Below are 18,992 nucleotides of genomic sequence, written 5' to 3' on the forward strand. Positions count from 1 at the left end.
GACGTTCTGGATTAAAAGATGCCAGCAATCTTGTGAAGTCAGCAGAACGAACAGCACCCATTTATATGGTTGTAATAGTAGGTGCCGGTATAGGATCGTCCATACCAGAGGGCCCAGATGTCGTGGGCGGCTTGTGTTATCCTGCTTAACTTTCGAGCATCCTAGTGACGACTCGATTTCAATGTGTATTATAAATAAGTAACTGATTATCAGGTGTAAAATTTATTATTCGTCAGCTAAATATATACTTATATGTAATTCATGGTTTATTATTGGGTGTGATTTCGTAAATTTTCGGCCATTGATTTAACTTGGCCGCGGGATACGCCATATAATAAAACGAAATAACAACTCCCTCCTAAGATAGGTAGTAACATAATATTTAGGAGTGGGTCTTGGGTTTCTATATGTGATATTACAATAAACATTACAACTGAAGACAATATTGAATACATGATCATCTTATAATCCAAATCAAGATGGATATATGATAAGACTTTGTATGATAAGAGAAAAAGAATAACAATGTGGGCTGCTGAGGTGGCCCAAGCAGCCCCAACTAATCCGATTCTCGGGATTAGTATGATATTCAGGCTTACGTTGATTATTGATCCTGTTATTAAATAGATAGCTAATAGTTGATTTTCCTGCCGTGCATTGAATATGAATTCTAACGGGTCCCGAAGTGCCTTAATGATAAACCCAATAAGAAGAATTGGTACAAGGCTAGCAGACTGTGTCGCTATCAAACGAGTTGATGTCAGTAAGATTATATCGTCCGCTAATAAAGCTAATCCGACTCCAGCTGGCAGAAGTAAGATTGAAAGAACTTGGAATATTTTTGTATAAACCTCAGAAAGAGATTCCTGATCGTTTTGATCCCACAGGTCAACTACTAAGGGATATAGAACCGGTTTCAGTACTGAACTTATATGTTGTAACATAGCTGAAAGTGTGTAACATACTACATATATCCCAACCGCTTCCTGCGACAGATAATACAGAAGTAGAAATCGATCCGTATTTGCAATTATTTGAGCTGATGCCTCCCGCGGCACCATGGGAATGCCATATCTCAGGTACCTATCGAAGTTTGAAAATTCAGGCTTAATAATATGAGAGTTGAGATTGTATGTCAACATGATTAGTACAAGTGTTCCAGATATTATAAGCGAATAAAAACCATCTTGTATGCCGTTGCCCATTTCGATAGCAGTAATAAATACAACAATATCTAGTAGAAGTTTCGTGATTTGAACTGATTCATAGTAGACAACCTTGTGTGTAGCACGATAAAATGTTGATTCGATTTTTATAAAAAGTTCTATAAAAACTAGCGCCAATATTATGATAATGAAATTAACGTCCAGATTAGTGAAATATTTTAATGATGTACTAAGAATGATGAATATGATCACATATATCACAGAGATAATAAACATTATATCTGAAAATACTTGATTTCTTTTTCCACTCTTATTAATAAATCGGATCAGTGACCCATTAAGATGTAAGCCGCCAATTGATACAGTAGTAATAATTATCGTGAATATCACGCTCCAAAGGCCGTACGCAGATTCAGACAGTTGGGTAGTGATCAGATAAATAAAAATGAAACCTCTCGCAATAGTGAAAGATGTCCTCGTTATAGAAAATACGACACTCTTCTGAATATTCATGTACTACTTATATCCAAGATACTTCAAGCGCTCCTCAACTAACGCATCATTATTCGCAGGTCCATCTGTCGCATTTCCACCTATAATCTGCTTCCGAGTGTTTCCTTCCTGATTAATGACTAACCAAGGGACTTCAACAAGACCATCTGAATATACTCCAGCAGGGTGCCCATAAATTCCCCACTTCCCAAATTCATTTCCATGATCAGATGTAACTACTGTTTTGCCTTTGAGAGAACCGAGGGCTCGATCTACATGATTAATAGTTATTGCCAAGTTTTCGTTGTATGCTTCCCGAAATCTACTTTTATCTTGTTCTGATAGCTTCTTGTACTGTCTCCAGAATTCATTCCCGTCTGTCAAATGCGCGATCTCAGGCGATGACATCAAATCTTGGCCCGTATCACCAATGAATGGATAATGCGGCTGCATATAATGGACTATCATCCTTTTATTTGCGTACTCTTCTGCATTCTCAATAACCCAATCAGTTACAGATTCTGGGTGTACTACGTTCAACTCATTATTCCATTGATTCTCCCATAGACGAACTCTTTTAAAAAATTTTGAGTTAAGGTACTTGATATTTGGGTTTGCTGAGATATAGACTATGTCTGGGTATTTTTTTGAAGGAAAGTTCTTTTTTAGGAATTCTTCAGTCTGTGACCCTCTAGAAATTTCTTTTTGAAGCTGTCCATCGGGATAATCCGACTTAGCAAAAATATCGTACCGACATCCATCTAATATTATAAGATTATCCCAGTCTCTATCCAGAATTCGAACACCAGTATTCTTCAATATTTTTCGTTGATACAGCTTGTATATCTCCAGAGCTACTCGATGAGGGTTCCTCAGTCCCCTTTTAACATGTGAAAGATTATACTCAGTCATGCTGACAGCATGGTGCCTGACGACTCCCTAATTAATAACTTGTTCTGTTTCATAGTATGTCTTTACCCCGATGATTCAACTGCCGGCACGGTGTGAGCCCGTGGAATCATCTCGTTATCTCGGGAGACCCGCTTGAGTTCGTCGTAGGGATTGCGTCCCTGCTGGCGCTACGTCGCCAGCAGGGACAGCAACGTTTCGTGAACGAACATCCCGCGGTCGTTGCGGAGAGTTCCGATAATTTTCCGGAGAACCACAGGCTCACGGAGGGCGTTTTCGGCTGCATTGTTCGTTGGAGAGACCGCTGGCTCACCGACGAAGGTGAGCCAGTGGTCGAGGCCACCCTCGATCTTTCCGAGCAGTGTTGCCACTGGTCCGTCGGGCACTGACCGCTCAATCAGGGATTCAAGCTCCCTCCGTGCTACACGCTGTAGTTCTGCCCGCTCACGTACTGTCAAGTCGCTCTCCAGTCGGGTCTGGAGAGCGACGTACAACTGCCTGAGAGCGTGGTAAATTGCTTCGCCTTCGGCCTCTTTCTCGGCTGCGTCTTCAGCTTCCCGAAGAATGTGCGCCCAACATCGTTGTAGCTCGCTACTGAAGGCCGGATACGCTGTCCAGCCATCACAGACGACCGTTCCCGCGAAGTCCTCTCCGAGGACTTCTGCGGGGACATCGCTTCCTCGACTCTCTCTGACTGCGTACAGCGTATGCTCCTCGGTAGTGAACGTCCATATCCAAGCCTGTTCACCGTCTCGTTTGATTCCTGTTTCGTCAATGTGGACAACGTCGGCTTGCTGTATCTGGCGGCGGATCCGTTCGTATTCACAGCGACCGGCGCGCGCAGCGCGCTCGGTTGCGTGCCACGCAGACGCGCCCGAAAGGTCCAATCCGTGAAGTTGGTTGAAGCGATCAGCTATCTTTCGGTAGGGAAGCCGGTGATCGTACCGGGAGAGAGCCGCCTGCGCGATGACATTCACCCCGAACTGCCCCTCATCGGGGCAGTCGGGATGTGATGCCACCGTCTCGGTTCCGCACGAGTTGCACTCGTAGTAATGACGGTTGTACTGGGTAGCTTCCACAGGCTGCGGATCAGGAATCTCTTCGACGAGTCGCGGGCTGACGCCCTCCGACTCGTCGAACTGCTCACCACAATCAGGGCAACAGTCACACGTGACTTCGACCTCCTCATCTGGATCGGGTGCAGACCGCCACTCGGGATCATGGCCGGACTTTCGACCCGGTGTCCCGCCGTCAGTGCAAGGTTCCTCGTCGTCCTCGTCTTCATCCGACGAGGACGACTCCTCAGGGTCAGATTGTTTCTGACTGGAAGGAGTGTGCGGTCCTTCATGCCAGCGAAGTTTGGCTTTGAGCCGCTTGTTTTCTTGGCGGAGGTCTTGATTCTCCTGTTCAAGCTTCTCAACACGCTTTTTCAGCGCAAGGAGTTCCTCACGCGAAACCTCAACGCTGTCATCTGAGGAAGTCACGCGACTGCACTCCCTAAACCAGACGACACGGGATGGTCTCCCTCAGAGAGACCATCCCTGGCAATTGTCTTTGTCGCCTGCATTGACCTGCTGGCAGGTCAAGGGCAATCTACGAGAGAGTACCGAAGTCGTTCTGGGGGTAAACCGATGCGTTTCATATATTGAAGTGTTATATTACTTAAGTATATATCTGTTTCCATTAGAGTAAATTATATCTCGACCGTCCGTACCCATTTGCTTGTTAAATACGTATTCAGGGCTCACAGATAGCTTATCAAGGTTTTCCATATTACCAGCTCCTAAGAAGTTTCGAATGGCTATGTCACCGTGCGAAACTAACCAGGGCTGAACTAGTTGATCGACAGGTTCAGATCCCCTGATGGGAAATGTCGGTCCAATAGTGGAATGTGGTAGTTTCATAAAATTAGTCAATAAGACCAGTGCTACAAGAGCAAACATTATTACCATAGCTATCCGATTCAATTTATTTGTACTCGCCAGTGATTTCAACCCATATGACATAATGATACCATATGGTATTGCAAAAAATGTGAATATTCTTGAAGGGCTAATTGTACTTCCGAGGAATAACGGAATAAACAGTAGCAGCCCAATGGGGATAGTAATAAACACCAATTGGATCCACTTTATTTTCTGTTTACGATGTATTTGTATAAGAAGAGCAAAAAAAGTAAACATATATATCAATCTTATCAACCATTGTGATACAAATAGTAAGAATCCATAAGTTAGTCCAACCAAACCTTCTGGACTAGCATCAGGAGTCGTCTGTTCTGTTGTCGTCACAAGCGACGCAATATCATAAATTACGAATCCTATCTGCGATGATACTGTAGAGACAAAAGCACTAAACGTATCAAAAGCGTAGACCGATACCGCATATAGAATCACAATATACAATACCAAAATAAGCCACAATCCGCCGATTTTGATATCGCGCTCAGCGAAGTGGGTTTTATCAATTACATATTCAGAAGAAAACACGGAGAAAATAATAATCAGAGTGAAGACTGATGTCGCAAAGTGAGTGATGATTACTAAAGCTGAGAATAAAATCCCTAAAATGATCATCTGCTCTTTATTAAATGATCTGGATCGGGTCAGTAGTATAAGCAGACAAATAGTACCAATAAGTGCTACTGAAAGTGTCCGGTACTCTGTAGCAAAACGAAAAATTCCCCAATTCGTTACAAATAATACTGCTGCTACAGCAGAAAACTTTGTTTTCAGTAGATATGAATCTGCAAAGACGATATAGCACAACCCAAAAATTACTACTGAGAAAAGAGGAACAAGTCTAGCTACTGAGACAATCCCTATATTGAGAATCCTCTGTAGTATCACTGTGAAAATGTAGAGACCAGGGTACCCTAGTGAAACATTCCCTGCGGGTACACTGTTGATTGAGGCACCTATACTAGATACCACGTAGGTGTGAAGAAAAACATCTGAAAAACCCCTCAGATTCCCTGATTGATATGCTAATATACCACCCACAAATATAATAAATGCGATCGATAGTACTACCGATGATAGACTGCTTTGTTGCCTTGTTGCCACTACAAATACCGCTGAATATATAATCAAAAGCGGAATAGTCGAAATACCCAATCTAATAGACATGATGAGCCCAGAAATAGAGAGAAGGCCTATGACGATAATTGACTTCGATTTTTTATTCATCTATTTATTGGAATAATACTGTCTCTATTACAATCTCAAACTGTGCCAGCAAGTGTATTCAATGGGATATTCTAATCTCATTTGATTGCGTAGCTCAAAATATCGTGATCGATCGACTCTATCAAGGGCTTCTCAAGGATCTCTACTGGTGAATTCTCAAATTCCGAGTGGATTGGAATCACAGGAATATCCCCGAGAAATGCTGCGAATACACTGAAGCTACTTGGTGGTGCTAGAACATAGTCACAAAGTGAAAGCTCAGCGAAATCGGTCACATAACTTAAGGTACTATCTTCTTGACAAAGAGAGAGGTGAGAAGAAACGTTCTCAAAAGAATTCTGTTGAGACGTATTTGATGCAACCAGAAACCCCACATCCTCTTTTTCAAAGAATTTATCTATTATCTCCATGCATTTATTATAATAAGCGGCATCAAAATAGAATTTCCCATTTCTCCAAGTGCGATAATCTCCCTGTCTCATATGCACTCCAACGATAATGTCATGCTCTTCCCGTAGGCGAGACAGATGTGACATCGCAGGGTCCCGATAATCTTTGTTAATTTGCAATTCTTCAACCAGTAACTGTTTATATTTTTTAACTAGCGGCCAAGCACGTACGTTCCATCCACTAACTACCGAAATTGGGTTATCTTTGACCTTTGAAATGATCGTTTCCTCTGTGAAATCAATCTCAGGGTAATGCTTTCCTAGCAGTGGAATTGGTAGATGGCTATCCCCGGCAATAATGCTTTGAGCATTCTTTGAAGTTCTTGCAATTGTATGTAGCACTGCTGGCCTTATCGTTTCTATGATCACATTATCTGAAAAACGTCCGCTCCACAGATCTATTATTGATTTTTTCCATACCGTCGACAGCTCCTCACAATCTAACTGAATGGAATCGTGGCCCTCAATTTCTTCAAATGCAAACGTGTAATCGTAGAATGGTAGACAATGGACTCGTAAATCATATTCCTGACTAATTGAATATAAATTACAAAAATTAATCAACTGGTTTCCTAAACGTCCACCCCCTGCCGAGTAAATTAGAACCGGCTTCTCATCCTCAATTGTCACAGAATGATTATTCTTTCGACCCACTTATTAATTATCCGGTATTTGTGTCCGTAATATCAATCCCAAAACGAAGAATAAACACTAAAATTTTACAATTGTATGAGTTATAATTTAAATAATATCTAATGAGTCTTTATTATGAGTTTTCATACAATCTTATACTTCCTTCTGCGATATTACTCCATGAGAGCTGATCCAATGCATACTTCAATGCGTTTTCTGCGTGACGCTCTTGCAGATCAGTGCTCGAACAGTATTGGGTGAGGCATGTTTCTAATTTATCTATATCTCCCCGCTCAAATGAGATTCCATTATGATTTGCCACTAGAAAGGAAGTCGCAGCACTCTCACATACCACGACCGGCAACCCACACCCAATCGCCTCGATGATTGTAATCCCAAGCTTTCCGGGCCAGACACCGATATCCGCCGCGAGGTAGTAGTCGGCAAGAGTTTCATGAGGAACTCGGCCTTCGAATCGCGTACAGTCTTCCAAACCAAAATTCGAAATTAGTTCTTTCAGTGAGCGCTTATATTCTTCGGGGCAGGGGCCGACGAGGAGGAGTCGAGCCTCTGGATGAGCATCATTGACCTGGTCGAACGCATGGATTAGAACCTCAAGGTCTTTCGTCTCATTTAGGTTGCCCGATGAAATAATTACCATTTCATCGGAGTCGTACCCCAATTCGTCTCGGAAATCGGATTGAGCGGCCTGTGGCGAGAACACATCCGTGTCAACCCCAAGAGGCAAGAACTCGACGTGTTCTTCTGAAATCCCCATTTTGTCGACAATGAAGTGTTCGGCTTGGGGATTTACAGGAAGGAAGGCCTCCGCTCTGGAAGTCAAAAATGGAACACCCAGAGTGCGGTGACTGCCGTAGAGTAGCTTTTTCGCTGGGGTGTCTGTGTGGAGATTGTCGTTGTCTACATGAACATCGACGAACAAATCAACATCGTTCAGCAGTTCGTACACGGCACACTGGAAGGTAGTGATGGAGTACAGACCATGGGCATGAATCACATCGGGGTCGAAATCCGAGAGGGCCGAGAACAACTTTTTTAGATACACTTTCTCCATCGAATCCAAATTTAGTGTTGTTTTTAAGCGATACGTCGGGACAGACTTGTACTCGTGATACCCCCTTTCGTACTGTAAGTTGTCGCCTTCTGAAACGGGAGCGTAGTCACTAGTGAATATCCGCGCGTCATGGCCTAATTCACATTGCTTCGCAGGAAGATAGTTCTCTTGATATCCTAAGTCCGGCTGATATGGATGGAGAACGTGAGCAACTTTCATATATAATTTCTAGGTAGTGGTCTATGATATCCTAGTACTGACGCTAATTAAACACCTCCGAATTCGCTTATTCTACTGCTTAGATCGCGAGCGCCAGTTGCCGCCGATTGAGTAAATTCCGAAGGTCAGATTCATTATTCCTCCATGGAATAGTTCGTCGTGTGACAGCTGAACCGCTCGATGGTCGGATTTCCGTACTCAATGTCGTCGTGACGATACCAGAGGCACATGTTGGGGGTGCAGAGCGGGCCGGACTCCGGTTCGGCGACGCGCTGGCAGCCCACGCTAATGTGGATACTGTCATGATGGAAGGAAAAGACGACGCTGATCTGTTCGCCGATTTGGGCCTTTCGGAGTCGATCGCGTCGATACCATCCTATACATTCATTCGAGATGGGCTGAACCGAATCTTTGCTTCATCGAATAACATCTGGAACGTCCTCATTGGAACACGGTTGACACCGCCGAAACCACTTTCAGACTACGACCTCGTCCACATTCACAACCCTGTCCCGCTTGCTGGGATGGTAAGTGTAGCACTTCACTGTCGGATCAAGGGCATACCGTACTGTGTCACAACCCACGGCATCAGCAAGGTGCCCAAGATTCCAGAGGAACTTGGCCTGTCAAGAGGTCAACGTATCGTCTTCAATCATGGGTTTCTCCGCGCCTACAAGAACGTCCTGTCGAATGCCACTCATCTATTCGCACTGTCTGAGGGGGATCAAGATACAATTACCGAGTGGTTCTCGGATCAGTCTGTGAGTGTACTTCCGAATGGGGTCGATCTAAACGTCTCACCTGAAGCTCCCGAGGTCGACACCAAAGTGGACTTACCGGACAAACCGGTCCTGCTCTTTGTCGGCCGAATAATGGCGAGTAAGGGGGTAGACGACTTACTGGAAGCATTCTCGCTTCTCGAACACGACTGCAAGCTCATAATAGTGGGCCCCATGCGAGATGAACATTTCAAGGATCAGATTCATACCCTCAGCGATGATGTCGAATACCGCGGTTACGTCGAACAAGCGGAGCTTGATGCGCTGTATCGACGTGCAGATCTGTTCGTCTTCCCAACGCGATCCGATGTCTTCCCACTCGTAACGTTGGAGGCAATGGCGGCAGGAACTCCTGTTGTTTCGACGACAGTAGGTGGACTGCCGGAACAGATACCGGACCAAGTGGGACGGCTAGTTCCCCCTAAAGAGCCGAAAACGTTTGCTGCTGCAGTAGACGGGATGCTCTCGAATGAGCAGCTCAGAACAGAGATGGGCCGGGCTGGCAAGTCGTTAGTTGAGGAACGATATTCCTGGGAGGCTGTAGCGAAGGCAGCTGTGACAGAATATTACAGGATAGTCAACTGATTTGCAGTTTGTAAGTCGCCCTCAGTTCACCAGACAGATTCAAGTACCTTCTTTTTCTCCTGGCGGACTTCGGATGAACTGTGGCACCTTCTCAACCGGATGCAAAAACGGCGCGACGAACCGCCCTAACCGGTTGTGTTTCTTCCACCCACGATACATGTCTTCGATAACGGTTAGCATGTTCTCAATTGATTGGTTACTCATGCCGCCCAGTTCCATCCTGACCAGCACGCGATCGAGGTATGTCACCGAGATATCCGTATTCAACAGCAATCGAATCATGAGTTCGTAGTCGGCCGAAATCTCGTACGAGAGGTCGAAGCCGCCGTGCCTCTCATAGATCTCATGCCTGACGAAGAAGGTTGGATGTGGAGGCATCCATCCGTAATAAAGCTTGTACCGGCTATACTCATCGCTTTTCCAGTATCGAACCACATCGTCGTCCGCATCGACGTAGACGAGGTCGCCGTAACAGGCGTCAGCCCCTGTCTCGGCCAGCTGGCTCGCGACATCGTGGAGCACGCGCTGGTCCTGGTAGTAATCGTCCGCGTTGAGTAGCCCGATGACATCGCCCGTCGCCGCCTCGATGCCCTTGTTGATGGCGTCGTACATTCCGTCGTCTGGCTCGGAGATCAGACAGTCTATGTGATTTTCATACTGCTCAATTACGTCGACAGTGTCATCCGTTGATTCGCTATCGACGACAATATGCTCAACCTCAAAGTTGCCCTGTTGGCTGGCGACAGAGTCCAGACACCGCTCGACTCGCGGGTCATTATATACTGCAGTGATGATACTGATTTTCATACTGAGAGTAATCTACTTTGGTGCTGATACCGGGCACAAAGCTGGATTCTGTCGAACATCTACACTTATGTTTCAGTGATCATGTTCGCTATTTGATTCAGTATCAAGCCGGCGAAAACGCCCAGAACGCCAATCACCGTGCTGAAGCCTGCTACTAGAACCTTCGCTGGATAAAACACGCCGGTAGCTTGATACACGAGTATACCCTGAAGTCCGTACAATGTGCCGAACAAAAATAGAAGCATTCCCGGTGCGCCGAAGAATACCAGCGGATGTTTGTCCCGGACCAACTGCAGGATGAACACTACGACAGCAAGCCCGTGTCGCAGTGGGTTGTAGGTCTGTCCGTCGACCCCATCATACCGGACGTCAATCGGAACTTCAGAGATCTCGAGGTCTGCAGCACTTGCACGGTCTATCATCTCACTTTCAACGCCGATACCATCAGTTGTAATTGAGATTTTCTCGACTGCCTCGACCGAGAACGCACGGAAACCGCTCTGTGTGTCAGTCAAGGATTCTCCGGATGATCCGATGGTGAGCGAATCTAGCGTCTGCTGGCCTACCCGACGGTACAGCGGCGTTTCCGTCGTCTCAGATTCGATATAGCGACTCCCGATTACCATCTCCGCATGGCCGTTGAGGACGGGATGTACTACTTCTGGTATCTCTTCGGGCACATGTTGGCCATCCCCATCGATGAGCACCAGCGCCTTGTAGTCCGAGCCCGCGGCATAGTCAAATATAGTCTGGACAGCACCACCCTTCCCCTGATTCTGTTCGTGTTCGATGACTGTCGCCCCAGCTTCCCTAGCGATATCAGCCGTCGCGTCGGAACTTCCATCATCGACGACAAGCACGTTCTTGGTTATTTTCTGAACCGAAAGAACGGTGCTACCAATGCCAATTTCCTCGTTGTAGGCTGGAATCGCAACTAATGTGTTTGAAAGCCTTGGTGATTTCGTCTCAGGCGATAACGAACTATCGCCTCCAGTTTGTTCATGCGCCGCACTTTCGGCCGTGCTTATTCCACCTTGCATTATTGTTGATTTCCCCCCAATCTACGGCTTCGCTGTAATCCTATACTTGACATGACACGGAGTAAACCTATGTATATGAAACAATACTTAAAGCCAATTTATTTATACTTATCGGAAGGATTTGTACAATCCAGATATAAAAATAGCACGCGAGCGGGGCGCGACAGTCGTGACACCTGACGAACCGGGCTATGGCTATGCGTATCGCTACGCGTTTCGACAAGACACGGAGAGAGTACATAACGATGCCGACACGACGTACGGTTTCGAGATGATTCCGCAGCTCCTCGAACCGGTCCAGAACGGCGACGCGGACATCTGTATGGGAAGCCGGCTGGAGGGGGAGATCCGGGACGGGTCGATGCCGCTACTCCACAAATACGTCGGGAACCCGCTGCTGACGCGGTTCCTGAACACGTTCTACGGAGCCGGTGTGAGCGATGCACACAGCGGGTTCCGGGTGTTCACCAAGGACGCGCTCGAAACGCTAGAGCTAGAGACGACCGGGATGGAGTTCGCCAGCGAGATGATCATGGAGGCCGGTGCGAACGACCTCACCATTGAAGAAGTCCCGATTATCTACCACGAGCGGGAGGGCGAGGAAACGCTCGATAGCTTCAGTGACGGCTGGCGACACGTCCGGTTCATGCTCGTGAACGCGCCGGACTACCTGTTCTCGTATCCGGCCCTACTGTTAGTCTCAGTCGGGGCGGTGTTGATGTCGCTGTCAATCGCCCGGCTGTCGATCGGCGGCGTCAACTTCGGAATACAGACGATGGTCGGCGGATCGTTGCTGGCGATCGTCGGGTATCAGGTCTGGACGCTGGCGCTGTTCAGTTCCATCGCTGCGAACCCGATCAACAAGCCCGAGGGTGTGCTTGTCGGCATGATACGGGAGCAGTTCCAGTTGGAGCACGGCGCGTCCATCGGCATTCTCATGGCTGCAGTCGGCGTTCTGTACCTCGGGAGCGTGTTCGGACAGTGGCTGCTCGCCGGCGAAGCGGCGTTACTGTCAGCCACGGCAACCCTTCTGGCCTCGACAGTCGTGGTGCTCGGGCTACAGACAGTGTTCGGGTCGTTCTTCATGAGTATGCTAGCAGACAGCACCTAACCGTTGACTGTCGCTTTAGCTGGAGTAGTCAGTTCTGCGTACACCTGCTAGAGCACGTTCCGTTCTCGACGCAGTCGATGTCGGGCCGTGTTCGGTTCTCGGCAACGAACTGCCACTCGTTTCGGCCCACGCTGTCGGTGCCGTTGGAATAGGAGAGTTGTCTGTACAGCCCGTTGTAGTTCATCACGCTGTCGTATTCTGTCTGGGAGTAGCGCTCCTCGTCGATACCGTCCTGATGGGCGTCAAGCCCCATCGCGTGCCCGAACTCGTGCATGAACAGCGAGGCGGTGATCTTCGGTGAATCGAACCGCTCCATCGCCGCGATTTCAGGTCGGCCCGCGCCGACGAAGTAGTCGTCTCCGTTGTAGGCGACGTCGTCGGTGAGCAGGACGTAGTAGTAGCCGTCAGAACGGTACTCGGAATGGTTTGCCCGGAAGTCGTAGATGTCGTTCCCGGCACCAGCACGGGATTTCGAGTATACCGTCCCGTTGGCTGAGAGGTTCGTATCGTCTGTGACGAGATGGATATCGATCCCGGTGGAGCCGTCAGGGTTTGAAACGGGTGCATTCTCAAACGTCTCGACAATGGATGTCCGGACCGGGTCGCTGAGCGTCGTCGACTGTGTGGAATCGACTTCGACGTAGATGTCCGTTCGGAGCGGGTCTGCATCCGGAATAGCCTGCTCGCAGCGGACTTCCATGCCGTCCGGATAGCCGTCGCCGTCCGTGTCTGCGTCGGTCGGGTCAGTGTCGTAAACGGACCGCTCTAGCGAATCCGACAGGCCGTCTCCGTCCGTATCAGTGGCGTTCGCATCGGCCTGTGCCTGCTGTACGTCCGGAGTGTCGGCCCCACCACCGCTAGCAGTGTTCACCTGCGGCGACGTCCCGACGGCTGGAAACACGACACCGGCGAGAAGCAGCGTCACGAGGACGATAGCACCGACGCGAACCACCGGCAGGCGACAGAACCAGTTGTCCGCGAGACGGCGGGCGCCAGCTGAGATGTCTGTGAACATAGTTGTAATATTAATACTGATTCCGATAGCTACATTCACCCAAGTTCCCGAATTTCGAGATATAGGGCACTTGGGCCAGTCATGTCCCAGAATTTTCGACTGAGGGTTAAGTAAATAATCCCCTAAATATCAATATCGATTCCGATATTGATGAGGGATGCGAACTCCGAGCACTCGGCTGTGTCTGTCGGTATCTTCAATGGGCTCGGTTCAGTAACCGAAGCTAATGCGTGTCACCCGGCGGTTCTGGCTCACGATCACTGCTATCGGTAGTCTCGTCGTGGGTGGTGGGCTGCTCGATGCACCCCTGTTAGTCGTCGGGGCCGTCGGGCTCGCAGGCTGGCTGCTCGCAATGCAGTTTGCGTTCGTCCGTGGCGTTTCACGGCTCGAGGACGAACTCACTGTCAGCCAGTCGCTCGACCGGTCCCGAATACGGACCGACGCCGAAACAAACTACACAGTTGAAGCATCGGTCAACGCTGCCGGCGATCACCTGCCGCTTTCTATCGAAGCACAGATTCCACTCGCAGCGCGGATGGAAGCGGGCCCCACTCCGGATGTCGATCTCGGTGCGTCGATGCAGTCGTCATCAGTGACACTCCCGCTCACCTGGGAGACTGTTGGCAACTACACCGTTCCCGGAGCCACAGTGACGGTCAGTGACGGCACTGGGCTGTTTACCCAGTCGTTCACGACGGGGCCCGGCCCCGAAATAACAGTCGAGTCGCCGTCGGTCGGCCCGATTCACGTTGGCCAGAGTGGGAAACGGCTGCTACGCGGTGTCGGGGAGCACGATGCCCGCGGGCGGACGGGTGGCCTGTCAGCCGAGGAAATTCGAAAATACGTTCCGGGTGACGCACTGAAATACGTCGACTGGAAGGCGACTGCCAGACTGGACGAGGCACACGTCCGTAACTACGAGGCCGAGAGTAACCGTAGCGTGGTCCTCGTCCTTGATCACCGTCAAACGCTGGGCGATGGCGCACCTGGCGAAACGAAGCTAGAGCATCTCAAAGCGGTCGCAGCGGCGTTCCAGCAGCGTGCCGAAGCGACCCGCGACCCGTTAGGGTACGTGACTATCGATGACGCAGGCGTGACGGAATCGAGAGTCCCAGTAGCGCGAGCCGAGGTTTACAGGTCGTGTCAGCATCGGATCGGTGACCTCGACACCGAAACTGAGACGCCGCCGACAGCCACCACGACAGCGACGCACACCGGAACGATGACAGGGATGGTAAATCCGGCGGCGGACACACAATCACCGATAGAAGCGACGCTGCTCGCGTATCGGAGCGCTGCTGGGTCAAAGCGACACCTTCCCGACCAGCCACTGTACAACGGGTTGCAGGCGGCACCACAGGAGGTACGCAGCGCGGACCTGCTGGTCATTTGTACAGACGACAGCAACCCGAACGAACTGCGGAACACAGTTGGACTGGCAAGACGCAACGCAACAGAGGTCGTCGTGTTTATCACGCCGTCAGTGGCCTTCGATACGGACCTCCTCACGGACCTCGATACCGCCTACGAGCGGTATCGGGCCTTCGACCAGTTCCGGCGTGAATTGAACGAAATCGACTCGGTGACGGCCTACGAGGTTGGGTCGCCGGACCAGATTTCGGCGATTCTGTCCGGCAGCCCAGCGAACACAGACCAGCGGGGGTCCGTATGAGTATGGCACTGGCGAGGGGACGGTCGCTTCAATCACTGCCGACCATGCTCGGCCTGCTGGGCATCGTCGCCGCGGCAGGCGGGCTCGTCCTAGGTGGACCGGTATGGCTTGGCCTCGTCGGTGTTGTCCTGGGCGGGCTCTATCTGTCCGGAACAGTCGTTCTCGCGGTCGTGCTGGGACAGATAGCACTCATCGCAGTTGGTGCACCGTCACTGCTATCGCTCGTCCTTGTCGAAGGTGGCCTGTTCCTCGCATTGCTTTCGGTCACTATTGAGACACCCGACAGTCGAGTCGCTGGCAGCCTCGTGGCGCTTGTCGTGCCACTGCTCGGCGGTCTCGCCTGGCTGTCGCTCGGACGCTTGAACCTAGACCCATTCAGGGCCGGGTCCGCCCTCCTCGTTGGGATTGCCATCGTCGGCTATCTGTTCCATCGCTATCTGCTGCTAGAACTCGACATCGTGACTGAAGACGCAGCTTCGGATCGTGAATTCCTATGAGTCAACCCGAGCCCTCGCAACTGGACGCATCAACTGATGACAGCGACCAGCAAACGGATGTTGTACCGGATCGCCAGACACTCGAAGCGGAGCTAGGCGTATTGCGAGAGGAGAACCGCCGGTTACGCGAGTCCTACGCGCATGCAAAGCGGGCAACGTTCAGACGGACCGCATTGGGCTTTTTTGCGGTCGGTGGGCTCTCCCTCATAGCGGCGTTCGTTTTTCCGGCCCTGCAAACTATTTTCATCGCGTTCGGTGGGACCGGTGTGTTCGCCGGCATCGTCACGTTTTATCTCACTCCCGAGCGATTCGTTTCGGCGTCGGTCGGTGACACGGTGTTCGACACGCTAGCCGATGTCGAGCAGCACCTTGTCAGCGAACTGGAACTCCAGACTGAGACGGTGTATGTCCCAACAGCATCCCACCCGGAGATGGCTGCGCGCCTGTTCGTCCCCCAGCACGTCGAGTACGCGGTTCCCGACCCGGAGCAGTTGGGAGAGCTGTTCGTCACGGGCGTCGAAGCGGAGCAAGGTATATCGCTTCCCCCGACCGGTGTCCGGCTATACACCGAGTTCGAGCGAACCCTGTCGGGTGAACTCGATGACGACCCCGATGCAATAGCGACACAGCTGACTGCGGCCCTGTCCGAGCAGTTCGAACTCGTCGACGACACAACAATCGAAATCGGTGGCGAGAACCGAACCGCTTCTATTGCCATCGATAATCCTGCGTTCGGTGACATTCACCGACTAGATCATCCGGTGGTGTCCCTGCTCGCGGTGGGGTTTGCCACGGGCCTTGACAGACCGGTTACCGTCGACACCCGCGATGACGAGCGCTTCAGCGGCGTCGTGACCGTGTCGTGGGACGCACTCGAACAACCATCGGCGCAGTCCAGTGGCACGGCGACTCCGGAACAAGCGACGACCACAATCCCGGAAACCAGCTAACTGCGGTCCGGTCGCTATTCGGAGTCGCGTTTCGTCCCGCCGTCACCGACCGCTGTCTCGACATCCACACTGTGGTCGGTGTCAGACCCCGGCGGCGTTATCGACTGGAGGATTTCCTCGATAACCGCTTCAGCGGTGATCTGGCTCAGTTCGGCGTCGCTGTTCATAATGAGACGATGGCGCAACACCGGGAGCGCCATCTCTTTTACGTCGTCCGGAATGACATACTCACGGCCGTTCAGACGAGCGACCGCTTTCGCTGTATTCTGCAGATCGATTGTCGCCCGCGGTGAGGCGCCGTGAATGACGTTTCGGTGGTCCCGCGTTGCGCCGACGATAGCGAGAATGTACTCCTTGATGCTGTCTTCGATATGTGTCCCAGGGACCACTGTCCGGGCGTCCAGAAGTTCGTCCCGAGAGATGACCTGCGAGATAGAGTCCGCATCAAGCGTCGGATTCGCGTCGAACCGGTCGAGGATTGCGCGCTCATCCTCTGAGTTGGGAATCTCAGTGACGAGTTTCATCTGGAATCGGTCGCGCTGGGCCTCCGGGAGTTTGAACGTCCCTTCCATCTCAAGTGGGTTCATCGTCGCAACGACGGTAAACGGCGTCGGGAGTTCGAGCGTCGACCCTTCGATAGACACCTGCCCCTCCTGCATCGCTTCGAGCAGCGCGCTCTGCGTTTTCGGCGGGGCGCGGTTGATCTCGTCAGCGATGACCAGATTGGTAAACACCGGGCCTTTCTGCAGTTCGAACTCGCCGTTTCGCTGGTGATACACTGTCGTTCCGGTGATATCTGCAGGGAGCAAGTCAGGCGTCATCTGGACCCGAGAGTGCTGGAGATCCGTCGCGTTGGCGATAAGCGTGGCAATTGTGGTTTTTGCGACACCGGGAACCCCCTCTAAAAGCACGTGACCGCGCGTAAGCATTGCGACAGTAATGTGTCGAAGAATCTGCTCGTTACCGATAAGAACTGTTTCCGTCTCCTCTCTGAGACGGTCGTACAGTACCGCCGGATCAGTCATTACGTTGACGGTCGGGCCGCTGTTTAATAACGGCTTCCGTTACTCGCTTTACTTGAGCGGATTCCCAGTCCGGGTGACGGCCGCTAAGGTACTTTTCCACGCCGTCTCGGGACAAGTGCGGGTCCGGCTCGCGGCCGCTGTATTCGCGGAATCGATCCCGAATAGGCTCGTCGAGACGGCGGTCGTACGCGAGTAGCGCCCCGACAAGCACGACGCCACAGAACAGTAACAACGCGTCCGACCGCTGCACGGCGAGGACGGCAGCGGCCACTGGCGGGATACTGCTGGCGTGTGAGTAATCCAGCAGGGCCGTGTCGTGATCGGCGACGAGGTTCCGGACGAACCGTCGGTTGTCACCTCGTTCGAGCATCGCGTTCACGAAGAGACTCGGGTCACTGACGGCGATAACTCGACCGTCGCCGACCAATTCGCTCGTGACGACAGGTCGAGATGCTAACTGCTCCGCACCGTCGAGGTTGGCGTTACCGTTGGTGTCGAGATAGGCGTATTCGGAGGTGTTGACGAGTGGCGTCGCGTTGCCGGCCCTGACAGTCGTGCCGTAGTTGAGGACGACAGTATCGACGCCGGCAGTCTCCGGATAGTCGCCGGCAGGCGTCGCTTCCGGGAGCGAGGAGTTGCGGTAGTAATTTCGGTTGTCGTACACCGGGCGACCGTCAAAACGCGCGTCAGCACCGACGGCAGCGAGCAGGGAATTCCCTTCTGGGCGGTAATCCTCGGCAACGACGAGTGTCCCGCCGCTTCGAACGAACTCCGCGATTCGTGCCCGCTCGCTCGACGAGTACGGCTCCGCCGGCGAGAGAACGACTGCAACCGTTCCGTCCGCGTCACTCGTCGGATACTGACTCACGTTCGTTCCGACGGTTACGTTTGCACCGGCATCAGCTGCGACAGTTCGAAGCTCGCCCGCCCCGTCCCACTGGGAATTATACGCACCGAACGCCGCTGAAGACGTGCTCGCGGCGTAGACGAGCGCGATGACCGTGAGGGCAGTGTAGGTGGCAAGCAGTAGCTGTGGGAGAGTGAGCGACGGGAGCCAGGAATCGTCGGGAGACGGTTCCGATACCATCAGATCAGCCCCGGCGGGAGAATTGCAAGGATACGTTTGATAACCACGTAAGCAAAGCCCACCAGACCGAGCCCGATGAGCCACCAGAGCCGCCGTCGCCAGCGCGGCGACACGGCCTGCGGTGCGACCAGTTCGACAGTAACGAGAAACCCGATCAGCGAGACGACGAAAAACAGCTCCAGTGTCAGCGCATCCAGGAGGGTCAACACGAGGATGGTTCCAAGCACCCACATGAGATGCCCGTAGATGAACTGCTGTCGCTGTCGGGTCGCCATGATACGGCGTTCTTGTCG

Annotated in this window: 16 protein-coding genes and 1 pseudogene; 5 read left to right on the forward strand and 12 right to left on the reverse strand. The window is 51.2% G+C overall.

The window, feature by feature from the left end:
* Window positions 1-269: 269 nt before the first annotated feature.
* From RR_RS23110 to RR_RS08510, 6 genes and pseudogenes are all read right to left on the reverse strand, one after another.
* Complete coding sequence (locus tag RR_RS23110; RefSeq protein ID WP_011223377.1) at window positions 270-1,679, reverse strand: oligosaccharide flippase family protein; 1,410 nt, start codon at window positions 1,677-1,679, stop codon at window positions 270-272.
* A 3-nt stretch (window positions 1,680-1,682) separates the two neighbouring features.
* Window positions 1,683-2,570, reverse strand: coding sequence for a hypothetical protein (locus RR_RS22030; protein WP_137440603.1), 888 nt, complete (start codon window positions 2,568-2,570; stop codon window positions 1,683-1,685).
* Between the two features lie 62 nt (window positions 2,571-2,632).
* A pseudogene (gene tnpC, locus RR_RS08495) lies at window positions 2,633-4,106 on the reverse strand (IS66 family transposase).
* Window positions 4,107-4,225: 119 nt separating this feature from the next.
* Window positions 4,226-5,755, reverse strand: a complete 1,530-nt coding sequence (locus tag RR_RS22035; protein ID WP_011223378.1) for a hypothetical protein — start codon at window positions 5,753-5,755, stop codon at window positions 4,226-4,228.
* Between the two features lie 77 nt (window positions 5,756-5,832).
* Window positions 5,833-6,834 carry an alpha-1,2-fucosyltransferase gene (locus RR_RS22040; RefSeq protein ID WP_137440604.1) on the reverse strand — a complete coding sequence of 334 codons (1,002 nt, stop codon included), beginning with the start codon at window positions 6,832-6,834 and terminating at the stop codon, window positions 5,833-5,835.
* A gap of 136 nt (window positions 6,835-6,970) precedes the next feature.
* Window positions 6,971-8,131 (reverse strand): glycosyltransferase family 4 protein, encoded by a 1,161-nt coding sequence (locus RR_RS08510; RefSeq protein WP_011223379.1) that lies wholly within the window; start codon window positions 8,129-8,131, stop codon window positions 6,971-6,973.
* Between the two features lie 161 nt (window positions 8,132-8,292).
* Here RR_RS08510 and RR_RS08515 point away from each other — a divergent pair, with 161 nt between their 5' ends.
* Window positions 8,293-9,495, forward strand: a complete 1,203-nt coding sequence (locus RR_RS08515) for a glycosyltransferase family 4 protein (RefSeq protein ID WP_049938850.1) — start codon at window positions 8,293-8,295, stop codon at window positions 9,493-9,495.
* Window positions 9,496-9,534: 39 nt separating this feature from the next.
* Here the strand turns inward: RR_RS08515 and RR_RS08520 are convergent, their stop codons facing one another.
* Window positions 9,535-10,302, reverse strand: coding sequence for a glycosyltransferase family 2 protein (locus RR_RS08520; RefSeq protein ID WP_011223382.1), 768 nt, complete (start codon window positions 10,300-10,302; stop codon window positions 9,535-9,537).
* A 65-nt stretch (window positions 10,303-10,367) separates the two neighbouring features.
* Window positions 10,368-11,342 carry a glycosyltransferase family 2 protein gene (locus RR_RS08525; protein ID WP_011223383.1) on the reverse strand — a complete coding sequence of 325 codons (975 nt, stop codon included), beginning with the start codon at window positions 11,340-11,342 and terminating at the stop codon, window positions 10,368-10,370.
* A gap of 121 nt (window positions 11,343-11,463) precedes the next feature.
* Between RR_RS08525 and RR_RS08530 the strand changes: the two genes are divergently transcribed.
* The gene (locus RR_RS08530; RefSeq protein ID WP_232508559.1) at window positions 11,464-12,453 is read left to right on the forward strand and encodes a glycosyltransferase family 2 protein; all 990 of its coding nucleotides are present in this window, start codon (window positions 11,464-11,466) and stop codon (window positions 12,451-12,453) included.
* Window positions 12,454-12,481: 28 nt separating this feature from the next.
* Here RR_RS08530 and RR_RS08535 read toward each other — a convergent pair whose 3' ends face one another.
* The gene (locus RR_RS08535) at window positions 12,482-13,468 is read right to left on the reverse strand and encodes a hypothetical protein (RefSeq protein ID WP_011223385.1); all 987 of its coding nucleotides are present in this window, start codon (window positions 13,466-13,468) and stop codon (window positions 12,482-12,484) included.
* A gap of 226 nt (window positions 13,469-13,694) precedes the next feature.
* Between RR_RS08535 and RR_RS08540 the strand changes: the two genes are divergently transcribed.
* The 3 genes from RR_RS08540 to RR_RS08550 are packed head-to-tail and all read left to right on the forward strand — an operon-like array spanning window position 13,695 to window position 16,587.
* Window positions 13,695-15,140: a DUF58 domain-containing protein gene (locus RR_RS08540; protein ID WP_011223386.1), complete on the forward strand. Its 1,446-nt coding sequence runs from the start codon at window positions 13,695-13,697 to the stop codon at window positions 15,138-15,140.
* Entirely contained in the window at window positions 15,137-15,637 is a 501-nt protein-coding gene (locus RR_RS08545) for a hypothetical protein (RefSeq protein WP_011223387.1), read from the forward strand. The genes RR_RS08540 and RR_RS08545 overlap by 4 nt, the downstream gene beginning before the upstream one ends.
* Entirely contained in the window at window positions 15,634-16,587 is a 954-nt protein-coding gene (locus tag RR_RS08550) for a hypothetical protein (RefSeq protein ID WP_011223388.1), read from the forward strand. The genes RR_RS08545 and RR_RS08550 overlap by 4 nt, the downstream gene beginning before the upstream one ends.
* 14 nt (window positions 16,588-16,601) lie before the next feature.
* Here the strand turns inward: RR_RS08550 and RR_RS08555 are convergent, their stop codons facing one another.
* The 3 genes from RR_RS08555 to RR_RS08565 are packed head-to-tail and all read right to left on the reverse strand — an operon-like array spanning window position 16,602 to window position 18,974.
* Window positions 16,602-17,612, reverse strand: a complete 1,011-nt coding sequence (locus tag RR_RS08555; protein ID WP_011223389.1) for an AAA family ATPase — start codon at window positions 17,610-17,612, stop codon at window positions 16,602-16,604.
* Window positions 17,605-18,699, reverse strand: a complete 1,095-nt coding sequence (locus RR_RS08560; protein ID WP_011223390.1) for a DUF4350 domain-containing protein — start codon at window positions 18,697-18,699, stop codon at window positions 17,605-17,607. The genes RR_RS08555 and RR_RS08560 overlap by 8 nt, the downstream gene beginning before the upstream one ends.
* Entirely contained in the window at window positions 18,699-18,974 is a 276-nt protein-coding gene (locus tag RR_RS08565; RefSeq protein WP_004961135.1) for a hypothetical protein, read from the reverse strand. Before RR_RS08565 ends, RR_RS08560 begins: the two co-directional genes overlap by 1 nt.
* Between the last annotated feature and the right edge of the window lie 18 nt (window positions 18,975-18,992).

The sequence above is a fragment of the Haloarcula marismortui ATCC 43049 genome (assembly GCF_000011085.1).
Taxonomy (GTDB): domain Archaea; phylum Halobacteriota; class Halobacteria; order Halobacteriales; family Haloarculaceae; genus Haloarcula; species Haloarcula marismortui.

Excerpts from the sequence above, each read along its gene's own strand:
- RR_RS08525 (WP_011223383.1), bottom strand. The coding sequence starts at position 11,342 with ATGCAAGGTGGAATAAGCACGGCCGAAAGTGCGGCGCATGAACAAACT.
- RR_RS08565 (WP_004961135.1), bottom strand. The coding sequence starts at position 18,974 with ATGGCGACCCGACAGCGACAGCAGTTCATCTACGGGCATCTCATGTGG.
- RR_RS22030 (WP_137440603.1), bottom strand. The coding sequence starts at position 2,570 with ATGACTGAGTATAATCTTTCACATGTTAAAAGGGGACTGAGGAACCCT.
- RR_RS08520 (WP_011223382.1), bottom strand. The coding sequence starts at position 10,302 with ATGAAAATCAGTATCATCACTGCAGTATATAATGACCCGCGAGTCGAG.
- RR_RS08545 (WP_011223387.1), top strand. The coding sequence starts at position 15,137 with ATGAGTATGGCACTGGCGAGGGGACGGTCGCTTCAATCACTGCCGACC.
- RR_RS08540 (WP_011223386.1), top strand. The coding sequence starts at position 13,695 with ATGCGTGTCACCCGGCGGTTCTGGCTCACGATCACTGCTATCGGTAGT.
- RR_RS22035 (WP_011223378.1), bottom strand. The coding sequence starts at position 5,755 with ATGAATAAAAAATCGAAGTCAATTATCGTCATAGGCCTTCTCTCTATT.
- RR_RS08550 (WP_011223388.1), top strand. The coding sequence starts at position 15,634 with ATGAGTCAACCCGAGCCCTCGCAACTGGACGCATCAACTGATGACAGC.
- RR_RS08555 (WP_011223389.1), bottom strand. The coding sequence starts at position 17,612 with ATGACTGATCCGGCGGTACTGTACGACCGTCTCAGAGAGGAGACGGAA.
- RR_RS08510 (WP_011223379.1), bottom strand. The coding sequence starts at position 8,131 with ATGAAAGTTGCTCACGTTCTCCATCCATATCAGCCGGACTTAGGATAT.
- RR_RS23110 (WP_011223377.1), bottom strand. The coding sequence starts at position 1,679 with ATGAATATTCAGAAGAGTGTCGTATTTTCTATAACGAGGACATCTTTC.
- RR_RS08535 (WP_011223385.1), bottom strand. The coding sequence starts at position 13,468 with ATGTTCACAGACATCTCAGCTGGCGCCCGCCGTCTCGCGGACAACTGG.
- RR_RS08560 (WP_011223390.1), bottom strand. The coding sequence starts at position 18,699 with ATGGTATCGGAACCGTCTCCCGACGATTCCTGGCTCCCGTCGCTCACT.